The sequence below is a fragment of the Nocardioides kribbensis genome, assembly GCF_015070375.1.
Taxonomy (GTDB): domain Bacteria; phylum Actinomycetota; class Actinomycetes; order Propionibacteriales; family Nocardioidaceae; genus Nocardioides; species Nocardioides kribbensis.
On the sequence record NZ_JADCLL010000002.1, the window covers coordinates 706,213 to 722,837 of the forward strand.

At 74.2% G+C, this 16,625-nt stretch carries 19 protein-coding genes; 9 read left to right on the forward strand and 10 right to left on the reverse strand.

Annotated features, from left to right (window positions below):
* Positions 1-57: 57 nt before the first annotated feature.
* From IR170_RS08935 to IR170_RS08955, 5 genes are read right to left on the reverse strand one after another with little or no spacing between them, the layout of a single operon-like run.
* A complete protein-coding gene (locus IR170_RS08935) occupies positions 58-558 on the reverse strand; it encodes a hypothetical protein (RefSeq protein WP_082503344.1) in 501 nt (166 codons plus the stop codon).
* Positions 555-926: a response regulator gene (locus IR170_RS08940; RefSeq protein WP_056905378.1), complete on the reverse strand. Its 372-nt coding sequence runs from the start codon at positions 924-926 to the stop codon at positions 555-557. The genes IR170_RS08935 and IR170_RS08940 overlap by 4 nt, the downstream gene beginning before the upstream one ends.
* The gene (locus IR170_RS08945) at positions 923-1,444 is read right to left on the reverse strand and encodes a chemotaxis protein CheX (protein WP_193662052.1); all 522 of its coding nucleotides are present in this window, start codon (positions 1,442-1,444) and stop codon (positions 923-925) included. Before IR170_RS08945 ends, IR170_RS08940 begins: the two co-directional genes overlap by 4 nt.
* Complete coding sequence (locus IR170_RS08950; protein ID WP_056864729.1) at positions 1,441-1,824, reverse strand: response regulator; 384 nt, start codon at positions 1,822-1,824, stop codon at positions 1,441-1,443. The genes IR170_RS08945 and IR170_RS08950 overlap by 4 nt, the downstream gene beginning before the upstream one ends.
* Positions 1,812-2,717, reverse strand: coding sequence for a CheR family methyltransferase (locus IR170_RS08955; protein WP_319804981.1), 906 nt, complete (start codon positions 2,715-2,717; stop codon positions 1,812-1,814). Before IR170_RS08955 ends, IR170_RS08950 begins: the two co-directional genes overlap by 13 nt.
* A 163-nt stretch (positions 2,718-2,880) precedes the next feature.
* On the opposite strand from IR170_RS08955, the gene IR170_RS08960 reads away from it, so the two are divergent.
* Positions 2,881-3,930 carry a protein-glutamate methylesterase/protein-glutamine glutaminase gene (locus tag IR170_RS08960; RefSeq protein WP_193662053.1) on the forward strand — a complete coding sequence of 350 codons (1,050 nt, stop codon included), beginning with the start codon at positions 2,881-2,883 and terminating at the stop codon, positions 3,928-3,930.
* A gap of 146 nt (positions 3,931-4,076) precedes the next feature.
* Here IR170_RS08960 and IR170_RS08965 read toward each other — a convergent pair whose 3' ends face one another.
* The 5 genes from IR170_RS08965 to IR170_RS08985 form a co-directional block, all read right to left on the reverse strand.
* Positions 4,077-4,445 carry a hypothetical protein gene (locus IR170_RS08965; protein WP_193662054.1) on the reverse strand — a complete coding sequence of 123 codons (369 nt, stop codon included), beginning with the start codon at positions 4,443-4,445 and terminating at the stop codon, positions 4,077-4,079.
* 7 nt (positions 4,446-4,452) lie between these two features.
* Positions 4,453-4,830, reverse strand: coding sequence for a flagellar export chaperone FliS (gene fliS, locus IR170_RS08970; RefSeq protein WP_193662055.1), 378 nt, complete (start codon positions 4,828-4,830; stop codon positions 4,453-4,455).
* A 111-nt stretch (positions 4,831-4,941) separates the two neighbouring features.
* On the reverse strand, positions 4,942-6,276 hold the full coding sequence (fliD, locus tag IR170_RS08975) for a flagellar filament capping protein FliD (RefSeq protein ID WP_193662056.1): 1,335 nt from the start codon (positions 6,274-6,276) through the stop codon (positions 4,942-4,944).
* 146 nt (positions 6,277-6,422) lie between these two features.
* On the reverse strand, positions 6,423-7,538 hold the full coding sequence (locus IR170_RS08980) for a flagellin N-terminal helical domain-containing protein (RefSeq protein WP_193662057.1): 1,116 nt from the start codon (positions 7,536-7,538) through the stop codon (positions 6,423-6,425).
* Positions 7,539-7,747: 209 nt separating this feature from the next.
* Positions 7,748-8,650, reverse strand: coding sequence for a sigma-70 family RNA polymerase sigma factor (locus IR170_RS08985; protein ID WP_251532558.1), 903 nt, complete (start codon positions 8,648-8,650; stop codon positions 7,748-7,750).
* A gap of 275 nt (positions 8,651-8,925) precedes the next feature.
* Here IR170_RS08985 and IR170_RS08990 point away from each other — a divergent pair, with 275 nt between their 5' ends.
* The 8 genes from IR170_RS08990 to IR170_RS09025 form a co-directional block, all read left to right on the forward strand.
* Entirely contained in the window at positions 8,926-9,402 is a 477-nt protein-coding gene (locus IR170_RS08990) for a flagellar protein FlgN (RefSeq protein WP_056865214.1), read from the forward strand.
* A gap of 1 nt (position 9,403) precedes the next feature.
* Positions 9,404-10,819: a flagellar hook-associated protein FlgK gene (gene flgK, locus IR170_RS08995; protein WP_193662058.1), complete on the forward strand. Its 1,416-nt coding sequence runs from the start codon at positions 9,404-9,406 to the stop codon at positions 10,817-10,819.
* Positions 10,819-11,706 (forward strand): flagellar hook-associated protein FlgL, encoded by an 888-nt coding sequence (flgL, locus tag IR170_RS09000; protein ID WP_056864721.1) that lies wholly within the window; start codon positions 10,819-10,821, stop codon positions 11,704-11,706. The genes flgK and flgL overlap by 1 nt, the downstream gene beginning before the upstream one ends.
* Positions 11,703-12,215: a flagellar assembly protein FliW gene (fliW, locus tag IR170_RS09005; protein WP_227488790.1), complete on the forward strand. Its 513-nt coding sequence runs from the start codon at positions 11,703-11,705 to the stop codon at positions 12,213-12,215. The genes flgL and fliW overlap by 4 nt, the downstream gene beginning before the upstream one ends.
* Before the next feature lie 76 nt (positions 12,216-12,291).
* Complete coding sequence (gene csrA, locus IR170_RS19925) at positions 12,292-12,561, forward strand: carbon storage regulator CsrA (RefSeq protein ID WP_056864719.1); 270 nt, start codon at positions 12,292-12,294, stop codon at positions 12,559-12,561.
* Positions 12,562-12,645: 84 nt separating this feature from the next.
* On the forward strand, positions 12,646-14,973 hold the full coding sequence (locus IR170_RS09015) for a chemotaxis protein CheA (RefSeq protein WP_193662059.1): 2,328 nt from the start codon (positions 12,646-12,648) through the stop codon (positions 14,971-14,973).
* Positions 14,970-15,452 carry a chemotaxis protein CheW gene (locus tag IR170_RS09020; protein ID WP_193662060.1) on the forward strand — a complete coding sequence of 161 codons (483 nt, stop codon included), beginning with the start codon at positions 14,970-14,972 and terminating at the stop codon, positions 15,450-15,452. Before IR170_RS09015 ends, IR170_RS09020 begins: the two co-directional genes overlap by 4 nt.
* On the forward strand, positions 15,449-16,625 hold a 1,177-nt coding region (locus IR170_RS09025; protein ID WP_193662061.1), incomplete at its 3' end, for a GAF domain-containing protein. The genes IR170_RS09020 and IR170_RS09025, both read left to right, overlap by 4 nt.

Here is a 16,625-nt window from a genome sequence, read left to right on the forward strand (position 1 = left end):
AAAGTCCGGACCGCTTCCCAGGTGGTCCGGACGGGTGGTGCAGACGGGTGGCGCGACTCAGGTCAGGACGACCGCGAGCCGCCCCGTGCCGTAGCCCGCGACGTCGACGACGAAGTCGCCGCGCCGGCCCAGCACCTGCGTCCGGGCGCGGGCGTCGGCCGGGAGGGCCTGCCCGGCGGGCACGCTGGCGTAGAGGCGCAGGTGCGCCGAGCCGGGGGCGTTGAAGAGCGAGGCCATGACGTTGAAGACCTCGCCCAGCGCCTCCGCGATCGACGCCGACAGCCGGCCCTCCTCGATGGCGGTGGCCGCCGCCCCGGGCGGCACGAGCGCCAGCGCGGCCCCGGCGTACGCCGAGAGGGGCAGGTCGCAGGCGACGACGGCGCGCACCACCAGGGAGTCGTCGACGTAGCTCGCGACGCTCGCGGGGTAGTAGGCGCTCACCGCGAAGGGCGGGCCGGGCCGCAGGTCGACCTGCTTGTCGACCAGGTCGCCGAGCAGGTCGCGGACCTCCTTGGGGCCCGGCAGGTGCGTGGGCAGGCCGGTGGTCGCCGCGGTCACGACAGGGCTCCCACGACGGGCGCGAGCGCGGCGTCGAAGGCCTCGGGGGTGAAGGGCTTGGCGATGAGGAACGCCGCGCCCGACGCCTCCGCGCGCGCCCGCATGTCGGGGGAGCCCTCGGAGGTGACGAAGCCGAAGGGCACGGCGCTGCCGCCGGCGCGCAGCGCGTCGAGGAAGTCGATGCCGGTCATCTCGGGCATGTTCCAGTCCGAGAGCACCAGGTCGGGCGCCTCCGCGCGCACCTTCTCGAGGCCGTCGCGGCCGTTCTCGGCCTCCACGACGTCGTGGCCGCCGTGGCCGGCCTGGCGCAGGGTGCGGATGACGATCTGCCGCATCACGCGGCTGTCGTCGACGACCAGGATCTTCATCGGGTCTCCTCGGAGGTGCTGGTGCTGGTGCTGGAGTCGGGGGTGGGACCGGGCTCGGGGCTCGCGCCGGTGGGCACGCAGACGGAGACGCACAGCGACTGGCGCCGCCAGCTCAGGTCGAGGCGGCAGACCTCGCGGCGCTGGTGGGAGGCCGGCACGGCGCCGCTGGCCACCAGCGGCAGCGAGAGGGTGCTCGGCCCGGGCATGAGGCTCTTGACGTTGCCGCCGATCACGTTGACGAGCTCGCCGAGGGCGTCGCTGACGTCCTCGGGGGCGAGGTCGGCGGGGTCGAGGGCGAGCATCGCCGCGGCGACGTCGCGGGCGAGGCGGTCGGTGACGGCGACGAGCACCGCGCCCTCCCAGGCCCCGCCGACGGTCGTCATGGCCGTCCACTCCTGCGGGCGGTCGACGGGGGCCACCTCGGGCAGGATCGGCTCGTCGGTGCCGAGGAAGGTCGACCAGACCTCCTCGACGACGGCGTAGACGTCGCCGATCTCGGGCTCGACGGCGGCGATCACGCCGGCACCTCCTGCACGACCAGGCCGAGCAGCTCGAGCTTCTCGACGATGGCGTCGGGGGTGAAGGGCTTGATGACGTACTCGTGGGCCCCGGCGGCGAGCGCCCGCACGATCTGACCGTGCTCGGACTCGGTGGTGACCATCATCAGCGTCACGTTGCGCCAGCGCGGGTCGGCGCGCACCCGTGTGACGAAGGTGTAGCCGTCCATGAGCGGCATGTTCCAGTCGATGAGGCACAGCTCGGGCTCGAGCCCGGCCTCGAGGGCGTCGAGGGCCTCCTGGCCGTTGCCGGCCTCGGTGGTCTCGAAGCCGAGCTCGGTCACGATCCGTCGCAGGATCGTCCGCATCGTGCGGGAGTCGTCGATGATCAGGGCGTGCATGCGCGGGCTCCTGGGAGGGCGGTGGACAGGGCGGTGGCGGGGCTGGACGGCGCGGCGGCCGGAGCGGCGCGGCGCACGGCGGCGCGCGGGCGGTGGAGGGCGACACGGCCCGCGGGCTCGCGGACCCAGGCGTCGTCGAGGTCGAGGGTGGTCTCGGAGGACCCGAGCAGCAGGTAGCCGTCGGGGGCGACGCGCGGGCTGACCCGGCGCAGGATGTCGCGCTTGGTGTCGAGGTCGAAGTAGATGAGCACGTTGCGCAGGAAGACCACGTCGAAGACCGGCATCGGCGGGAAGGCCGCGGCGAGGTTGAGCGGGGCCGTGGTGACGTGGGAGCGCAGCTCGGCGCCGACCTCCCACTCGCTGCCGACCCGGGAGAAGTAGCGCACCAGGCGGGTGGCCGGCATGCCGCGGTTCATCTCGACCTGGCTGTAGCGGCCCGCGCGCACCCGCTCCAGCATGGTCGGGGAGACGTCGGTGGCGTGGATGCGCCAGGTCCAGCCCGGCGGCAGCGACTCGTCGAGCAGCATCGCGAGGCTGTAGGCCTCCTGCCCGCTCGAGCAGGCCGCCGACCAGATCTCCAGGTGACGGGTCGCGGCCCGCGCCTGGAGCAGGTGGGCCAGCATGACGTCGGTGAAGGCCTGGTAGGGCGCGAGGTCGCGGAACCACGAGGTCTCGTTGATGGTCAGGGCGTCGACGGCGCGGGCGCGCTCGGCGACGGCGTCGGGCCCGGTGCGGAGCCGGGCCACGTAGCGGTCGACGTCGGCGTCGCCGGCGGACCGGGCGAGGGGCAGCAGCCTCGCCTCGACGAGGTACTCCTTGCCCGGGTCGCAGAGCATGGCCGTCTCGCGCCGCAGCAGGTCGGCGACGTAGGCGAAGCTGGACTCGGAGATCACGCCGCACCCATCGACCGCGCAGGCCCCGCACCTGAGCGGTCGGCCGCACTTTTGCCCCCGCCGGACCGGACCACCCGCCCCCGCGGGGGTCTCGCGCGGCGGATCGGCCCCGCGGGAGCGGCGTACTGCTCAGGGCGGGGGCGCTCCGGCCGATCGTCCCTGCGTGATCCGGGTCCTGGTCGTCGACGACTCCGCCGTGCTGCGCCGCCTCATCACCACGGTGCTGGCCGCCGATTCCGACATCGAGGTGGTCGGCACCGCCGTCGACGGCCTCGAGGCGATCGAGAAGGTCGACGAGCTGGCCCCCGACGCGGTCACCCTCGACGTGGAGATGCCCCGTCTCGACGGCATCGGCGCGGTCGAGGTCATCCACCGCAACCACCCGCGGCTGCCGGTCGTCATGTTCAGCACGCTCACCGAGCGCGGGGCCGCCGCGACGCTGCAGGCGTTGTCCAACGGCGCGTCCGACTACGTCGCCAAGCCCACCGGGGCCGGCAACGTGGGGGAGTCGATGGCGCGCGTGCGCGAGGACCTGGTGCCGCGCCTCAAGGCCCTGGTCGGCGCCCGCCGCATGGTCGCCGCCGTCCCCGTCGTACGCCGCGCCGCGCCGCGCGCCGCCGCGCCGCCGCAGGTGCTCGTCGTGGCCTGCTCGACCGGTGGGCCCGACGCCCTCTCCCGGGTGCTCGCGGCGCTGCCGGCCGCCTTCCCGCTGCCGGTGCTGGTCACCCAGCACATGCCCCCGGTGTTCACCACCCAGTTCGCGCAGCGCCTCGACCGGGTCTCGCCGCTGGAGGTGCGCGAGGCCGCCGACGGCGACCAGCCGCGCCCCGGGCTGGTGCTGATCGCCCCCGGCGACCACCACCTGACCCTCGTGCGGCGCGGGGCCTCGGTGCGCGCGCAGCTCGACCAGGGGCCGCGCGAGAACTTCTGCCGACCCGCCGCCGACCCGCTCTTCCGCAGCGCCGCGGGCGTCCACGGCCCCGGCGTGCTCGGCCTGGTGCTCACCGGCATGGGCCAGGACGCCCTCGAGGGCGCCCGCGCGGTCGTCGACGCCGGCGGCCGCGTGGTGGTGCAGGACGAGGCCACCTCGGTGGTCTGGGGCATGCCGGGCGCCGTCGCCGGCGCGGGCCTCGCCCACGAGGTGCTCCCGCTCGACCGGATCGCCGGCGCCCTGACCGGCCTCGCCGGCCGCGCCCTCACCCCTGCTCCCTGAGCTGTCCACGGTCCTTTCGCAGCCTCGCCGGCCTCTTGACGCAGCCGGCCGTGCACCGGACGCACGACACCCGGCGCCCCCTGGACGGGGACGCCGGGCGGCGGCGGGGGGAGGAGAGTGGTCTGGTGGGTCCGGAGGCCGGTGGCTCAGGCCGAGACGTCGACGTAGACGGGGCCGCTGTGGCGCGCCGAGGAGCGGTCCAGGGCGGTGGCGACGGCCTGCTGGCGCAGTGTGCGACCGAGGGTCTCGGCGATCGCGGCGAGCACGACCTGCTGGCGGGCGTGGATCTCCTCGGCCCGCTCGCGCAGGGCCTCGGGCAGCGGACCGTGGTCGTCGGGCACGTGCCACGGGTCGGTCTGCAGGACGGTGCCGTGGGCGAGGCCACGCTCGGCGCGCATGACGTCGAGCTCGACGCGGTCGAGCTCGATCTGCCACGACTTCAGGTCGGCGTCGGGGTCGCGCGGCCGCAGCGTGCGGCGCGCGCCGCCGAGCACGGGTCCGGCGTCGTAGGGCATGGCCGGCTCAGGCCACCGACGCGGCCTGGAGGGCCGCCGCGCGCCAGGTCTGGCACAGGTCGGTGACCAGGGCCAGGCAGCTCTCGGTAACGGTGCTGTCCTTGCTCACGTTGGCGCGGACGAGCTGGGTGTGGAGGAAGTCGTAGATCGAGGCGAGGCCCGGGCCGCCGTCCCACTCCTCGGTGCGCAGGCTGGAGCGCAGCTCGAGGACGATGTCCTGGGCGTGCAGCAGCTGCTGGTGCGCCGCCTGCACGTCGCCGGCGCGCTGGGCGTCGAGACCGCGGGTGACGTCGAGCACGAGGCGCTCGTAGAGCATCACCAGCAGGCGGGCGGGGCTCGCGGTGGCGATGGAGGCGTCCATGTAGGTGCTGCGGGCGTTGATCATCTCAGTGCCTTCCTTGGCTGCTGGGCGATGTCGGGTCGGACCCCGGCGTCGTGCCGGGGGTGGTGCCGGGGGTGGTGCCGGGGCGGGTGCGGGAGGTGGCGCACGCGCGGGTCACGAGGAGCTCGAGGGCAGCGAGGAGATCTGGCCGGCCAGCCAGCTGGACTGGCTGCTCATCTGGCCCAGCGCGGTCTCGAGGGCGGTGAACTGGCGCTGGAGCGTCGTGCGCCGCAGCTCGAGGCGCGTGTCCCACGCCTCGATGCCGTCCTGGAGCCGCTCGATGCCGGTGCGGCGCCCCGTGATGGCCGCGGTCAGGGTGCCGGTGGTGCTGTTGCTGGCGCCCTTGGCGACGGTCGCGACCCGGGCGGCGAAGCCGTCGCCGGCGGTGGAGAAGCGCTCGGCGACCCCGGCCGGGTCGGCGGCGTAGGCCTGGGTGAAGGCGCTCTGGTCGAAGGTCAGGGTGCCGGTGCGAGACACCTGGATGCCGAGCGAGGCCAGCGAGGTGCCGTCGCTGGGGTAGACGGCGTTGAGCAGCGCCGAGCGCAGCGACCTGGCGGTCGCGTCCCCGGCCAGGGCGCCCGACTTCTTGGTGGCGCTGTCGTAGGACGTCTGGGCGTCGATGTCGGCCAGCAGCGAGTTCACGGTGTCGACCAGGTCCTTGACCGACGTCGCCAGCTTCGAGGTGTCGCGGGCCAGGGCGACCGAGGAGGTCGTGCCCGTGGTGGCCGCGGCGCCGAGGGTGAGCGTGACGCCGGGCAGCACGTCGGTGAAGGTGTTGGTCGTCGAGGTGACGACGATGCCGGCGCCGAGGTCGATCGAGGCGTCGCTGCCGGCGCGCACCGTGGCGCCCCCGAGCAGGGCCGCGCCGTCGGAGCCGGTGAGCGTGAAGTCCTGCGCGGCGCCCGTGGCGGTCGACTCCACGAGCAGCTGGTAGGAGCCGTCGGCGACCTTGACCAGGCTCGCGGCGAGGCCGGTGGCGTTGGCGGGGTCGTTGATCGCCCGGGCCAGTCCCGACAGCGTGCCGTCGGTGGCCAGGTCGACGGGCGAGCCGTCGAAGCGGTCGAGGCGCACGCTCGTGGAGGCCCCGGTGACCTGGTCGGTCAGGGCGTGGGCCTGGGCGAAGCCGAGCTGGTGGCTGCGGGCCACCCCGGTGACGGTGACCGACAGCGAGGCCGGGCCGGCGCTGGCGCCGGCGGTCACCGACACCGCGGCGTTGCTCGAGGTCGCGGTGAGCGGCGTCCAGGCGGACGGCTTCGCGAGGGCCTCGGCCTTGCTGGCCAGCAGCGCGACCTTGGTGTTGAGGGTCTGCAGCGTCGTCACCAGTGACTGCTCGCTGCTCACCTTCGCCTTCAGACGGGTCTGCGGCGCCGCCTCGAGCTGCATGAACTGGTCGACGAGTGTCGCTGTGTCGAGGCCCGAGGCCAGGCCGCTGATGCTGCTGGTGGCCATCGGACCTCCTCGGGTCGGTGCGGGTGCCTCGGGTGTGTCGGGTGGTGCGGTGCCGGGGGCCGGGGGGGGGGGGGGGGGGGGGGGCCCCCCCCCCCCCCCGCCCGTCCGGATGAGCGGGCGCTCAGCCCGCGGGTGGTGCGGGTGCGTCAGCCGCGCAGCAGGCTGAGCACGCCCTGGGGGGCCGAGTTGGCCTGGGCGAGCATCGCCGTGCCGGCCTGGGAGAGGATCTGCGAGCGGGTGAAGCTCATCATCTCCTGGGCCATGTCGGTGTCGCGGATGCGGCTCTCGGAGGCCGACAGGTTCTCGACGGCCACGTTGAGGTTGTTGATGGTGTGCTCGAAGCGGTTCTGCACGGCACCGAGGTTGGCGCGGGCCTCCGAGATCGACTTGATCTGCTGGTCGATCACGCCGATGGCGCTCTGGGCCGCGGTGTGCGACCCGAAGCCGATGGCGGCCGAGGTGGCGGTGGTGGTGTCGAAGCCGGCACCGTCGCTGGACACGTCGACCGTGCCGCCGGCCTTGGAGACGACCTCGAGCTGACCCTGACCGTTCACCGACGCGGAGAAGTTGTCGGTGAAGGTGGAGTCGGCGTTGAGGGTGTCGACCAGCTCGCCCAGCGACGCGGGCACGGCCGCGGTGGTGAGGTTGTAGGTCGTGGTGCCGTTGGTGACGGTCACGACGTCGCCGGCGGTGATGTCGGAGACGTTGACGTTGTTGGTGCCCTTGGAGACCGACCCGAGGGCGGTGGCCACGGCGGAGACGTCGGCGGAGTTGAAGTCGACCGCGATCCGGCTGTCGGCACCGGTGCCCGCGCCGACCTGGAAGCTCATCGTGCCGGCGCTGCCGTCGAGCAGGTTCTTGCCGTTGAAGTTGGTCGAGTCGGCGATCCGGGTCAGCTCCGACTGGAGCTGCGTGGCCTCGGTGGCGATCGCGGTGCGAGCGTCGGCCGAGTTGGTGTCGTTGGCGCCCTGGACGGCCAGGTCGCGCATGCGCTGGAGGATCGAGTGGACCTCGTTGAGCGCGCCCTCAGCGGTCTGCACGACCGAGATGCCGTCCTGCGCGTTGCGCACGGCGACCTTGAGGCCACCGGTCTGGGCGCGCAGGCCCTCCGAGATCGCGAGGCCGGCGGCGTCGTCGGCGGCGCGGTTGATGCGGAAGCCGCTGGACAGCTTCTCCAGGGACTTGGACATCTGGCCCTGGGTGACCGACAGGTTGCGGTACGAGTTGAAGGCGTCGGTGTTGGTGTTGATGCGAAGACTCATGATGGGTCCCTCCTGGGTGTCGAGTCGTGGAGCCCGTCCATGGGCTCACGGGGTGCTGATCGGCCCGGACGGTCCGGGCCTGAGCGGTTCGCCGATCTTTTTCGGCGGGTCGGTGGGGGCGCACCGCGAGGCCGCCGGCTCCGTCGTACGACGGGACGGCGCGGATCGACGCGGGCCGGTGCCGGCCGGGCCGGCCGGGAGCGCAGGGCTCAGGCGGTGCCGCTGAGCCGGGCGGTGACGCGGGCCGGCTGGCGGGTGGCGGCGTGGCGGGCGGCGACGGCCTGGAAGTAGGCGGCGCGGCGCTGGGCGGCGCAGCCGTCGGGGCGCGGGTGGGGCGTGACCAGCTCGGGGTCGAGGGCGCTGTTGAGGGCGTCGCGCAGCAGCACGAGGGCCTCGGCGCGGATCTGGGAGACCCGCGACTCGGTGACGCCGAGGGTCTCGGCGATCTCGGCCATGGGCCGCTCGGCGAGGAAGTACTCGCGCACGACGACCTGGAGCCGCTCGGGCAGCTCCTCGATGGCCTCGGCGAGGTAGTCCAGGCGCTCCTGGTGCTCGACCGCGGCCTCGGGGGAGGGGGAGGTGCTGACGAGCATCTCCTCGTAGGGGGTCTCGCTGCCGCCCTGGAGGGAGAGGACGTTGGCGCGGGCGACGTCGCCGTCGTTGCTCTCGACCTCGGCCAGGGTCAGGCCCAGGGAGGCGGCGACCTCGGCGTTGTCGGGCACGCGGCCGAGGGTGGCGGCCAGGCGGGTGCGGGCCTGGTCGAGGTCGCGACCGCGGCGGCGCACCGAGCGCGAGGCCCAGTCGATCTGGCGCAGCTCGTCGAGGATCGCTCCGCGCACGCGGCTCGCGGCGTAGCGCGTGAAGGGGACGCCGCGGTCGGCCTCGAAGGCGTGGGCGGCCTTGACGAGCGCGGTGAGGCCGGCGGAGTGGAGGTCGTCGCGGTTGACGTGGCTCGGCACCCGGCTCATGGTCTCGCGGACGATGTGGCCGACGAGCCCCATGTGGTCGACGATCATCTGCTCGGAGTCGGCGGTGCCCGTGGGCGTGTCGAGACCGTGGAGCGCCTGCTCCTGGTCGACGGACCGGTCCTGCGTGTGGTCGTGAGTGCTCACGGTGTTCCCCCCTCGTCCTGCGGCGCGCGCCCTCCCTGACGTGCGACGGCTCGAACCCTGCCGTCCCGGGGACGGGTCTGAAAGGCGATCCGGCACGAATGACCCGAGGGGGCTATACCGGGTCGCCGATCGACTGAGGTAGGGACTCATCCGTCCGGTTGGTCCCGTCGTTCCGCTCAGGTGGTCGCCGCCTGCGCCGATCTGCTCCGTCGACGAGGCACGACCACCCCGGTCGGGCCCGCACGGTGCCGGGAGGCGATGACGTGGTCGACGCGGTGGAGAGACTCTCCCTCACGCTGTGGCGCGAGCGTGAGCTGCTCGACACGCTGCTCTACCGCCTCGAGGTGGAGCAGCTGGTCCTGGCGAGCGGGCGCACGGCGTGGCTGATGCGGGCCGCCCGCGAGGTCGAGGCGACGCTGCAGGTGCTGCGCGAGACCGAGGTGCTGCGCGCGGTCGCCGCCGACGAGGCCGCGGCCCAGGTCGGCTGCCCCGACAACCCCTCACTCAAGGCGCTGGCCGAGGCCACCCACGAGCCGTGGCGCACGATCCTGCTCGACCACCGCGAGGCCTTCGTCTCGGTGACCCGCCAGGTCACCGAGCTGGCCGACTCCAACCGCGACCTCATCACCAGCGGCTACCGCGCCGCCCGGGAGACGCTGCTCTCCCTCGACGACTCCACCCACAGCTACACCCCGGCCGGCGCCGCCGTCGCGGCGAGCGGCACGGCGCGCCTGGTCGACCGGAGCATCTGACGTGAGCGGCTCGTTGTCCTCCCTCAACACCGCCCTCACGGCGCTGCGCTACCAGCGCGTCGCCCTCGACGTCGCCAGCAACAACGTCGCCAACGCCACCACCGAGGGCTACACGCGGCGCCGCGTCGTCGGCGAGACCATCGGCAGCGCGTCCGTGCCGGCGCTCTGGTCGCGCTACGAGGGCGCCTCGGGCAGCGTCGGCGCGGGCGTGACGACCCGCTCGGTCGACCGCATGACCGACGACCTCCTCGACGCGCGCTCGCGCCGGGAGAACGCCAACCAGTCCTACCTCGACGTGCGCTCGGCCACCCTCCAGCGCGTCGAGAGCGGCATCGGCGAGCCCGGCGACTCCGGGGTCTCGGCCGCGCTGACCTCCTTCCGCAGCAGCTGGCACGACCTGGCCAACGACCCCGGCAGCGCGGCGGCCCGCGAGGTCGTGCTGGCCCGCGCCACGGCGCTGGTCGACTCCGTGCACGCCCAGGCCCGCCAGGTCTCCGACGAGCAGGCCGACCAGCGGGTGCGTCTCCAGGGGGTCGTCGCCGACGTCAACACCACAGCCACCGAGCTCGCCGCCACCAACCGTGCCCTCGCCGCCGCCTCCCTCGACGGCGTGGACACCTCCGACCTGGCCGACCAGCGCGACGCCCTGGCCCTGCGCCTGGCCTCGCTCACCGGCGGCACCGCGAGCCCGCGCAGCGACGGCGGCTTCGACGTCTCCCTCGGTGGCGTGCCGCTGGTGGAGGGCGGCACGGCCCACACCCTGCAGATCGCCAGCGGCGTCACGGCCGGCGGCGGCGACGACGGCCAGCCGGTCACCTTCTCGATCACCACCGGCGGGGCCGCGCCGACCACCACGGCGGTGCCGGCCGGCCTCAAGGGCGAGACCGGCGCGGTGGCCGACCTGCTGACCACCACCCTGCCGGCCTACGCCGCCGGGCTCGGCGCGGTCGTGGCCACGCTGGCCGGCGAGGTCAACGCGCTGCACCAGGCCGGCTACGACCAGGGCGGCGCCGCGGGCGGGCCGTTCTTCTCCTTCGACCCCGCCGACCCGGCCGGCAGCCTGGCCGTCGCGGTCACCTCCGCCTCGGGCGTCGCCGCCTCGGCGGCCGCGGGTGGTGGGCTCGACGGCACCCAAGCCGACCGGCTCGCCACCGCCGGCGCCGCCGAGGGCGCCTACGCGCGCCTGGTCACCGGCTTCGGCACCGAGGTCGCCTCGGTGCAGCGGCTCGCCACCACCCAGCAGCTGCTCACCGCACAGGTCGACTCCGCCCGGGAGCAGCTCTCGGGCGTCAACCTCGACGAGGAGATGGTCTCCATGCTCTCGGCCCAGCGTTCCTACGAGGCGGCGGCCCGCGTGATGACCGTCGTCGACTCGGTGCTCGACACGCTGATCAACCGCACCGGGCTGCTGCGCTGATGGGCATCTCGCGCGTCACCCAGTCGATGCTCGCCGACCGGTCGGTCGGCTCGCTGCAGGGCAGCCTGACCCGCCTGGCCAAGATCCAGGAGCAGCTGTCGACCGGCAAGGTCGTCAACCGCGCCTCCGACTCCCCGACCGCGGCCGGCGCCGCCATGCGCTTCCGCGGGTCGATCGCCGACCAGCAGCAGTACGTGCGCAACGCCGAGAACGGTCTCGGGTGGCTCAGCGCCGCCGACACCACCCTCTCCAGCGTCAGCGACTCCGTACGCCGCGCGCGCGAGCTCGCCCTCCAGGGCGTCTCGGCCAGCAGCAGCCCCACGGCCCGCGCGGCGCTGGCCGCCGAGGTCGACCAGCTGCGCGAGCAGGCCCTCGCCGACGCCAACACCGGCTACCTGGGCCGCCCCGTCTTCGGCGGGGTCACCGCGGGAGGCGCGGCCTACGACGCCACCGGCTCCTGGGTGGGCGCACCGGGCGCGGTCAACCGCACCGTCGGGGCCGGCGTGCAGGTGCGTGTCGACGTGCCCGGCCCGGACGTCTTCGGCGACGGGGCGACGTCGCTCTTCGCGGAGCTCGACGCCCTCTCGACCGCCCTCACCAGCGGCGACGAGGCCGGCATGCGGGCGGGTCTCGACGCGCTCGCGACCCGCCTCACCACGGTCGCCACGGTGCAGGCCGGCGTCGGTGCGGCGTACAACCGCATCGAAGGGGCGGTGGAGTCGGCGAAGGGCCAGGTGGTGTCGCTGTCGGCGTCGCTGTCGGAGATCGAGAACACCGACCTGCCCAAGGCCATGGTCGACCTCAAGCTCCAGGAGGTCGCCTACCAGGCGGCGCTGGCCTCGACCTCGCGCGTCATGCAGCCGAGCCTCGTGGACTTCCTGCGATGATCGCCACCGTCGCTCCGACCCGATCCACGAGCCAGCCCGACACCCAGCCCGTCACCCAGCCCGTCACCCAGCCCGTCACCGTGAGGACCCCCATGCCCGAGGCGCCCGCACCCGACGCCGCGGTGCTCGACATCCCCGTGATCGAGCTCGTGCACCCGATGCCCGGGTTCCCCGACCGGCAGCGCTTCGCGCTGGTGCAGCTCGACGACGACGGGCTGCTGTGCGCGCTGCGCTCCCTCGACGACCCCGAGCTGCGCTTCCTGGTCGTGCCGCCGCAGGCGTTCTTCCCCGACTACGCCCCCGAGGTCGACGACGCGGTGGTGGCCGACCTCGCCATCGACGCGCCCGGCGACGTCCTCGTGCTGGCGGTGGTGACGCCGGCGCAGACCCTGGCCGGCACGACCGCCAACCTGCTCGCGCCGGTGCTGGTCAACACCGTCAACCGGCGTGCGTGCCAGGTGATCCTCGACGACACCTCGCTCTCGGTCAGCACCCCGCTCGTCGCGTGAGCCGCGTGCGCGACGCCGCAGCCCGGGCCGAGGCGTCCTGCGGCCCGGCCCGCCCCGGTGCGGGTAGCGTGGCCTCATGCTGGTCCTGAGCCGCCGCGTCGGCGAGAGCGTCGTCATCGGCGACGACGTGACCGTCACGATCCTCGAGGTCCGTGGCGACGTCGTCCGGGTCGGCATCGACGCGCCCCGCTCGGTGGCGGTCAACCGCGCCGAGCTGCTGGCCGAGCTCGAGTCGTCGAACCAGGCCGCCGCCTCGCCCAGCGAGGAGGCCGTCGCGTCCCTCGCGCAGGCCCTGCGCGGTCGGCCGGCCAACCCGCCCGGATCGGCGGCGCGCGAGCGCACCTGAGCTGGTCCGGTCCACCCCGGCCCGCCGGCCCACGAGCACCGGACGACCGCTCAGTTCGCCCCCGGCCCCGCCGATGGGGCGGTCATGGATGACGACGCCGAGATCGTGGCCGAGTTCCTCGTGGAGAGCCACGAGAACCTCGACCAGCTCGACCGCGACCTGGTCGCCCTCGAGCAGGAGCCCGGGTCGCGCGAGCTGCTCTCGAGCATCTTCCGCACGATCCACACCATCAAGGGCACGAGCGGCTTCCTGGCCCTCGGCCGGCTCGAGGCGCTGACCCACGCGGGGGAGAACCTCCTCTCCCGCCTGCGCGACCGCAAGATGGACCTGACGACCGAGGTCACCGAGGTCCTGCTGCGCACCGTCGACACGGTGCGGGCGCTGCTCGAGGTCATCGAGCGCTCCGGCACCGACCAGGACCCGACCGTCGACGTGCAGGTGGTCGTGGCCGAGCTGGAGCGGGTGCTCGCCGGCGGCAGCGCCCCCGCCCCCGCCCCCGCCCCCGCCCCCGCCCCGGTCCCGGCGCCCGTCGCGGTCGAGGTCGTCCCCGAGGCGCTCGAGCTCGAGCCCGCCACGTCGTACGCCGAGCCCGCGGGCGCCGCGCCCACGGTGGAGCCGGCACCCGCGGTCCCGCCGGCACCGGCAGCCGCACCGGCAGCGGCACCCGCAGCCGCACCCGCGCCGGCCGCCGTCGCGGAGCCCCTCGATCCCGAGGCCGACCCAGCGCCCCGCGGCGTCGTGGACTCCTCGGTGCGGGTCGACATCGAGCTGCTCGACGGCCTGGTGCAGCTGGTGGGGGAGCTGGTGCTCACGCGCAACCAGATCATGCAGCGCACCGACGCCACGACGGCCGCGGCCGGCGACGCGGAGCTGGTGCGCGCCGCGCAGCGCCTCGACCTGGTCGCCAGCGAGCTGCAGGAGAGCGTGATGCGCACCCGCATGCAGCCGATCGGCCAGGTCTGGTCGAAGATGCCGCGGATCGTGCGCGACCTCGCCCACCTGCTCGGTCGCGAGGTGGCCCTGGAGATGGAGGGCCACGACACCGAGCTCGACCGCTCGCTGCTCGAGGCCCTGCGCGGGCCGCTCACCCACCTCGTGCGCAACGCCCTCGACCACGGCCTGGAGCCCCCGGAGCAGCGGGTCGCGCTGGGCAAGCCGGCGGCCGGGCGGCTGCACCTGCGGGCCTTCCACGAGAGCGGCCAGGTGGTCGTGGAGATCTCCGACGACGGTCGCGGCATCGACCCTGCCGTCATCGGCGCGGCCGCGGTCTCGCGCGGCGTCGTCACGCGCGAGCAGCTGGCCCGCATGGAGCCGCGCGACGTGCTCCACCTGATCTTCCGTCCCGGCTTCTCGACCGCCGAGCAGGTCACCAACGTCTCGGGGCGCGGCGTCGGCATGGACGTGGTGCGCACCTCCATCGAGCGCATCGGCGGCAGCGTCGACATGCTCTCGGTGGTCGGCTCCGGCACGACCTGCCGGGTGCGGATCCCGCTGACCCTGGCCATCATCCCCGCGCTGGTCATCGGCGAGGCCGACGAGCGCTACGCCATCCCGCAGGCCAACCTGGTCGAGCTGGTGCGCCTGGAGGGCCAGGACCTGCGCGACAACGTCGAGGTGCTGGCCGGCGCGCCGGTGCTGCGGCTGCGCGGGCGGCTGCTGCCGCTGGTGTCGCTGGCCGAGACGCTCGGCCGCGACGGCGCCGGCTTCGGCGCCGGCGTCCGGTCCGCCACCGACCCGCTCACCGTCGTCGTGGTGCAGTCCGACGACGTCCGCTTCGGCCTGTGCGTCCAGGACGTGCACGACACCCAGGAGATCGTGGTGAAGCCCATCGGGCGGCAGCTCAAGCAGCTGGCCATGTACGCCGGCGCCACGATCATGGGCGACGGCCGGGTGGCGCTGATCCTCGACGTCGGGGGCATCGCCCGCGAGCGCGCGCTGACCTCGGTCGAGACCGTCGAGCCGGTCGCCCGCGTCGACGAGGCCGACAGCCGGGCGCTGCTGGTGCTGGAGATCTCCCACGGGCGGCGCGCGGCGCTGCCCCTCACCGCGGTCTCGCGGCTCGAGGAGTTCGACCTCGACCGCGTCGAGCGCTCCGGGGCGGTGGAGGTCGTGCAGTACCGCGACGGCATCCTGCCGCTGGTGCGCCTGGCCGCGGCCATCGGGCTGCCCGAGTCGCCGCCGCCCGAGGAGCAGCTCTCCGTGGTGGTGCACGAGGAGGAGGGCCGTCGCGTCGGCATCGTCATCGACCGCGTGCTCGACGTGGTCGAGGAGCACGTCGTCCTCACCGAGGTCGGCCGCCGGCCCGGCGTGCTCGGCTCCGCCGTCGTGCAGGACAGGGTCACCGACCTGGTCGACCTCGACGCCGTCGTGCGGCCGGTGCTCGGCTCCCGCGAGCTGGTGGGTGCCCGATGACCGCGACCACCACGACGACCCCCGTGGCCACCCGTCAGATGTGCACCTTCTGGGTCGACGGGCTCTTCCTCGGCATCAGCGTCGAGCACGTCCAGGAGGTGCTGCGCTACCAGCAGCTCACCGTCGTGCCGCGCGCACCCGCCGCCGTGCTCGGCCTCATCAACCTGCGCGGGCAGATCGTCACCGCCCTCGACCTGCGCTGCCGGCTCGGGCTGCCGCCGCGGGCAGGGGAGGACCTGCCGATGAACGTCATCGTCCGCAGCCGCGGCGAGGTGGTCTCGCTGCTCGTCGACGACATCGGCGACGTCATCGACACCGACGACCACCTGCTCCAGCCCACACCCGCCAACCTGCCGCCCGGTGTGCAGGACGTCGTCACCGGCGTCTTGCCCCTGGCCGGCTCCATCCTGCTCGTCGTCGACGCCGACCGCGCGGTCGACGTCTCGTCCCACCTCACCACCGGAGGAACCCCGTCATGACCGAGCTCGACGTCGCACCCAGCCCGAACGGACAGGCCCCCCACGGTCAGAGGCCCCACGCCCACGTGGGCGTGGTGTCGCCGCAGGAGGCCGCCACGGCGCCGGCCCCCGGCGCCGGCGTCGACCTGGCGAGCCTGCCCGGCGTGCTCGCCGCGATCCCGAGCCGGGTCATGCTGGCCGACCGCGACTTCACCATCACCTACGTCAACGAGGCGACCCGGGAGGGCCTGGTCCGCCTGGCCGACTGGCTGCCGATCCGCCCCGACCAGATCGTCGGGGCCAACCTCGACATCTTCCACAAGAACCCCGCCTACCAGCGGATGATCCTGGCCGACCCCGGCCTGCTGCCGCGCCGGGCCCACATCAGCGTCGGCCCGGAGACCCTCGACCTGCAGGTGCACGCGATCCACGACGAGGACGGCCAGTACGTCGGGGCCATGGCGACGTGGGAGAACATCACCGACAAGCTGCGCAGCGAGCGCGAGCTGGCCGAGTCGATGGCCGACGCCGGCGCGGTCAACAAGGTGCTGGCCGGTCTCTCCGCCGCCCAGAGCGTCGACGACGCGGTCCGCACGGCCCTCGACGCGGTGCGCGAGGAGTTCGGGTGGGCCTACGGGTCCTACTGGCGCATCGACGAGGCCGACCGCACGCTGAAGTTCGCCCTCGAGTCCGGCGACGCCGGACCCGAGTTCCGTGCCGTCACCCTCGAGGCGTCCTTCGCCGAGGGCGTGGGCCTGTCGGGGCGGGCCTGGCGCAGCCGCGACCTGTTCTTCACCCCCGACCTGGGCGAGATGACCGACTGCGTGCGCGCCCCCGTCGCCCAGCGGGTGGGCGTGAAGTCGGGGGTGTGCTTCCCCGTCACCGAGTCGGGCCAGGTGGTCGGCACGATGGACTTCTTCGCCACCGAGACCCTCTCGCCCTCGCCCCAGCGGCTCGACGCGCTGCGCAACGTGGGCCGCCTGGTCTCCTCGACCCTGGAGAAGCTCTCCGCCGAGCAGGTCGAGCGCGACCGGGCCGCCGACATGGCCGCCAGGGTCGAGCAGGTGCTCGAGGTCGTGCGCGCCGCCTCCGCCGGCGACCTGACCCGCGAGGTCACCCTCACCGGCACCGACGCCATCGGCCAGCTCGCCGCCGGCCTCTCCACCCTGCTCACCGCCCAACGCGACTCCATGA

Coding starts and splice junctions, on each gene's coding strand:
- IR170_RS08940 (WP_056905378.1), bottom strand. CDS start 926: ATGAAGATCCTGGTCGTCGACGACAGCCGCGTGATGCGGCAGATCGTC.
- IR170_RS08950 (WP_056864729.1), bottom strand. CDS start 1,824: ATGCACGCCCTGATCATCGACGACTCCCGCACGATGCGGACGATCCTG.
- IR170_RS08965 (WP_193662054.1), bottom strand. CDS start 4,445: ATGCCCTACGACGCCGGACCCGTGCTCGGCGGCGCGCGCCGCACGCTG.
- fliS (WP_193662055.1), bottom strand. CDS start 4,830: ATGATCAACGCCCGCAGCACCTACATGGACGCCTCCATCGCCACCGCG.
- fliD (WP_193662056.1), bottom strand. CDS start 6,276: ATGGCCACCAGCAGCATCAGCGGCCTGGCCTCGGGCCTCGACACAGCG.
- IR170_RS08980 (WP_193662057.1), bottom strand. CDS start 7,538: ATGAGTCTTCGCATCAACACCAACACCGACGCCTTCAACTCGTACCGC.
- flgL (WP_056864721.1), top strand. CDS start 10,819: ATGGGCATCTCGCGCGTCACCCAGTCGATGCTCGCCGACCGGTCGGTC.
- fliW (WP_227488790.1), top strand. CDS start 11,703: ATGATCGCCACCGTCGCTCCGACCCGATCCACGAGCCAGCCCGACACC.
- csrA (WP_056864719.1), top strand. CDS start 12,292: ATGCTGGTCCTGAGCCGCCGCGTCGGCGAGAGCGTCGTCATCGGCGAC.
- IR170_RS09015 (WP_193662059.1), top strand. CDS start 12,646: ATGGATGACGACGCCGAGATCGTGGCCGAGTTCCTCGTGGAGAGCCAC.
- IR170_RS09020 (WP_193662060.1), top strand. CDS start 14,970: ATGACCGCGACCACCACGACGACCCCCGTGGCCACCCGTCAGATGTGC.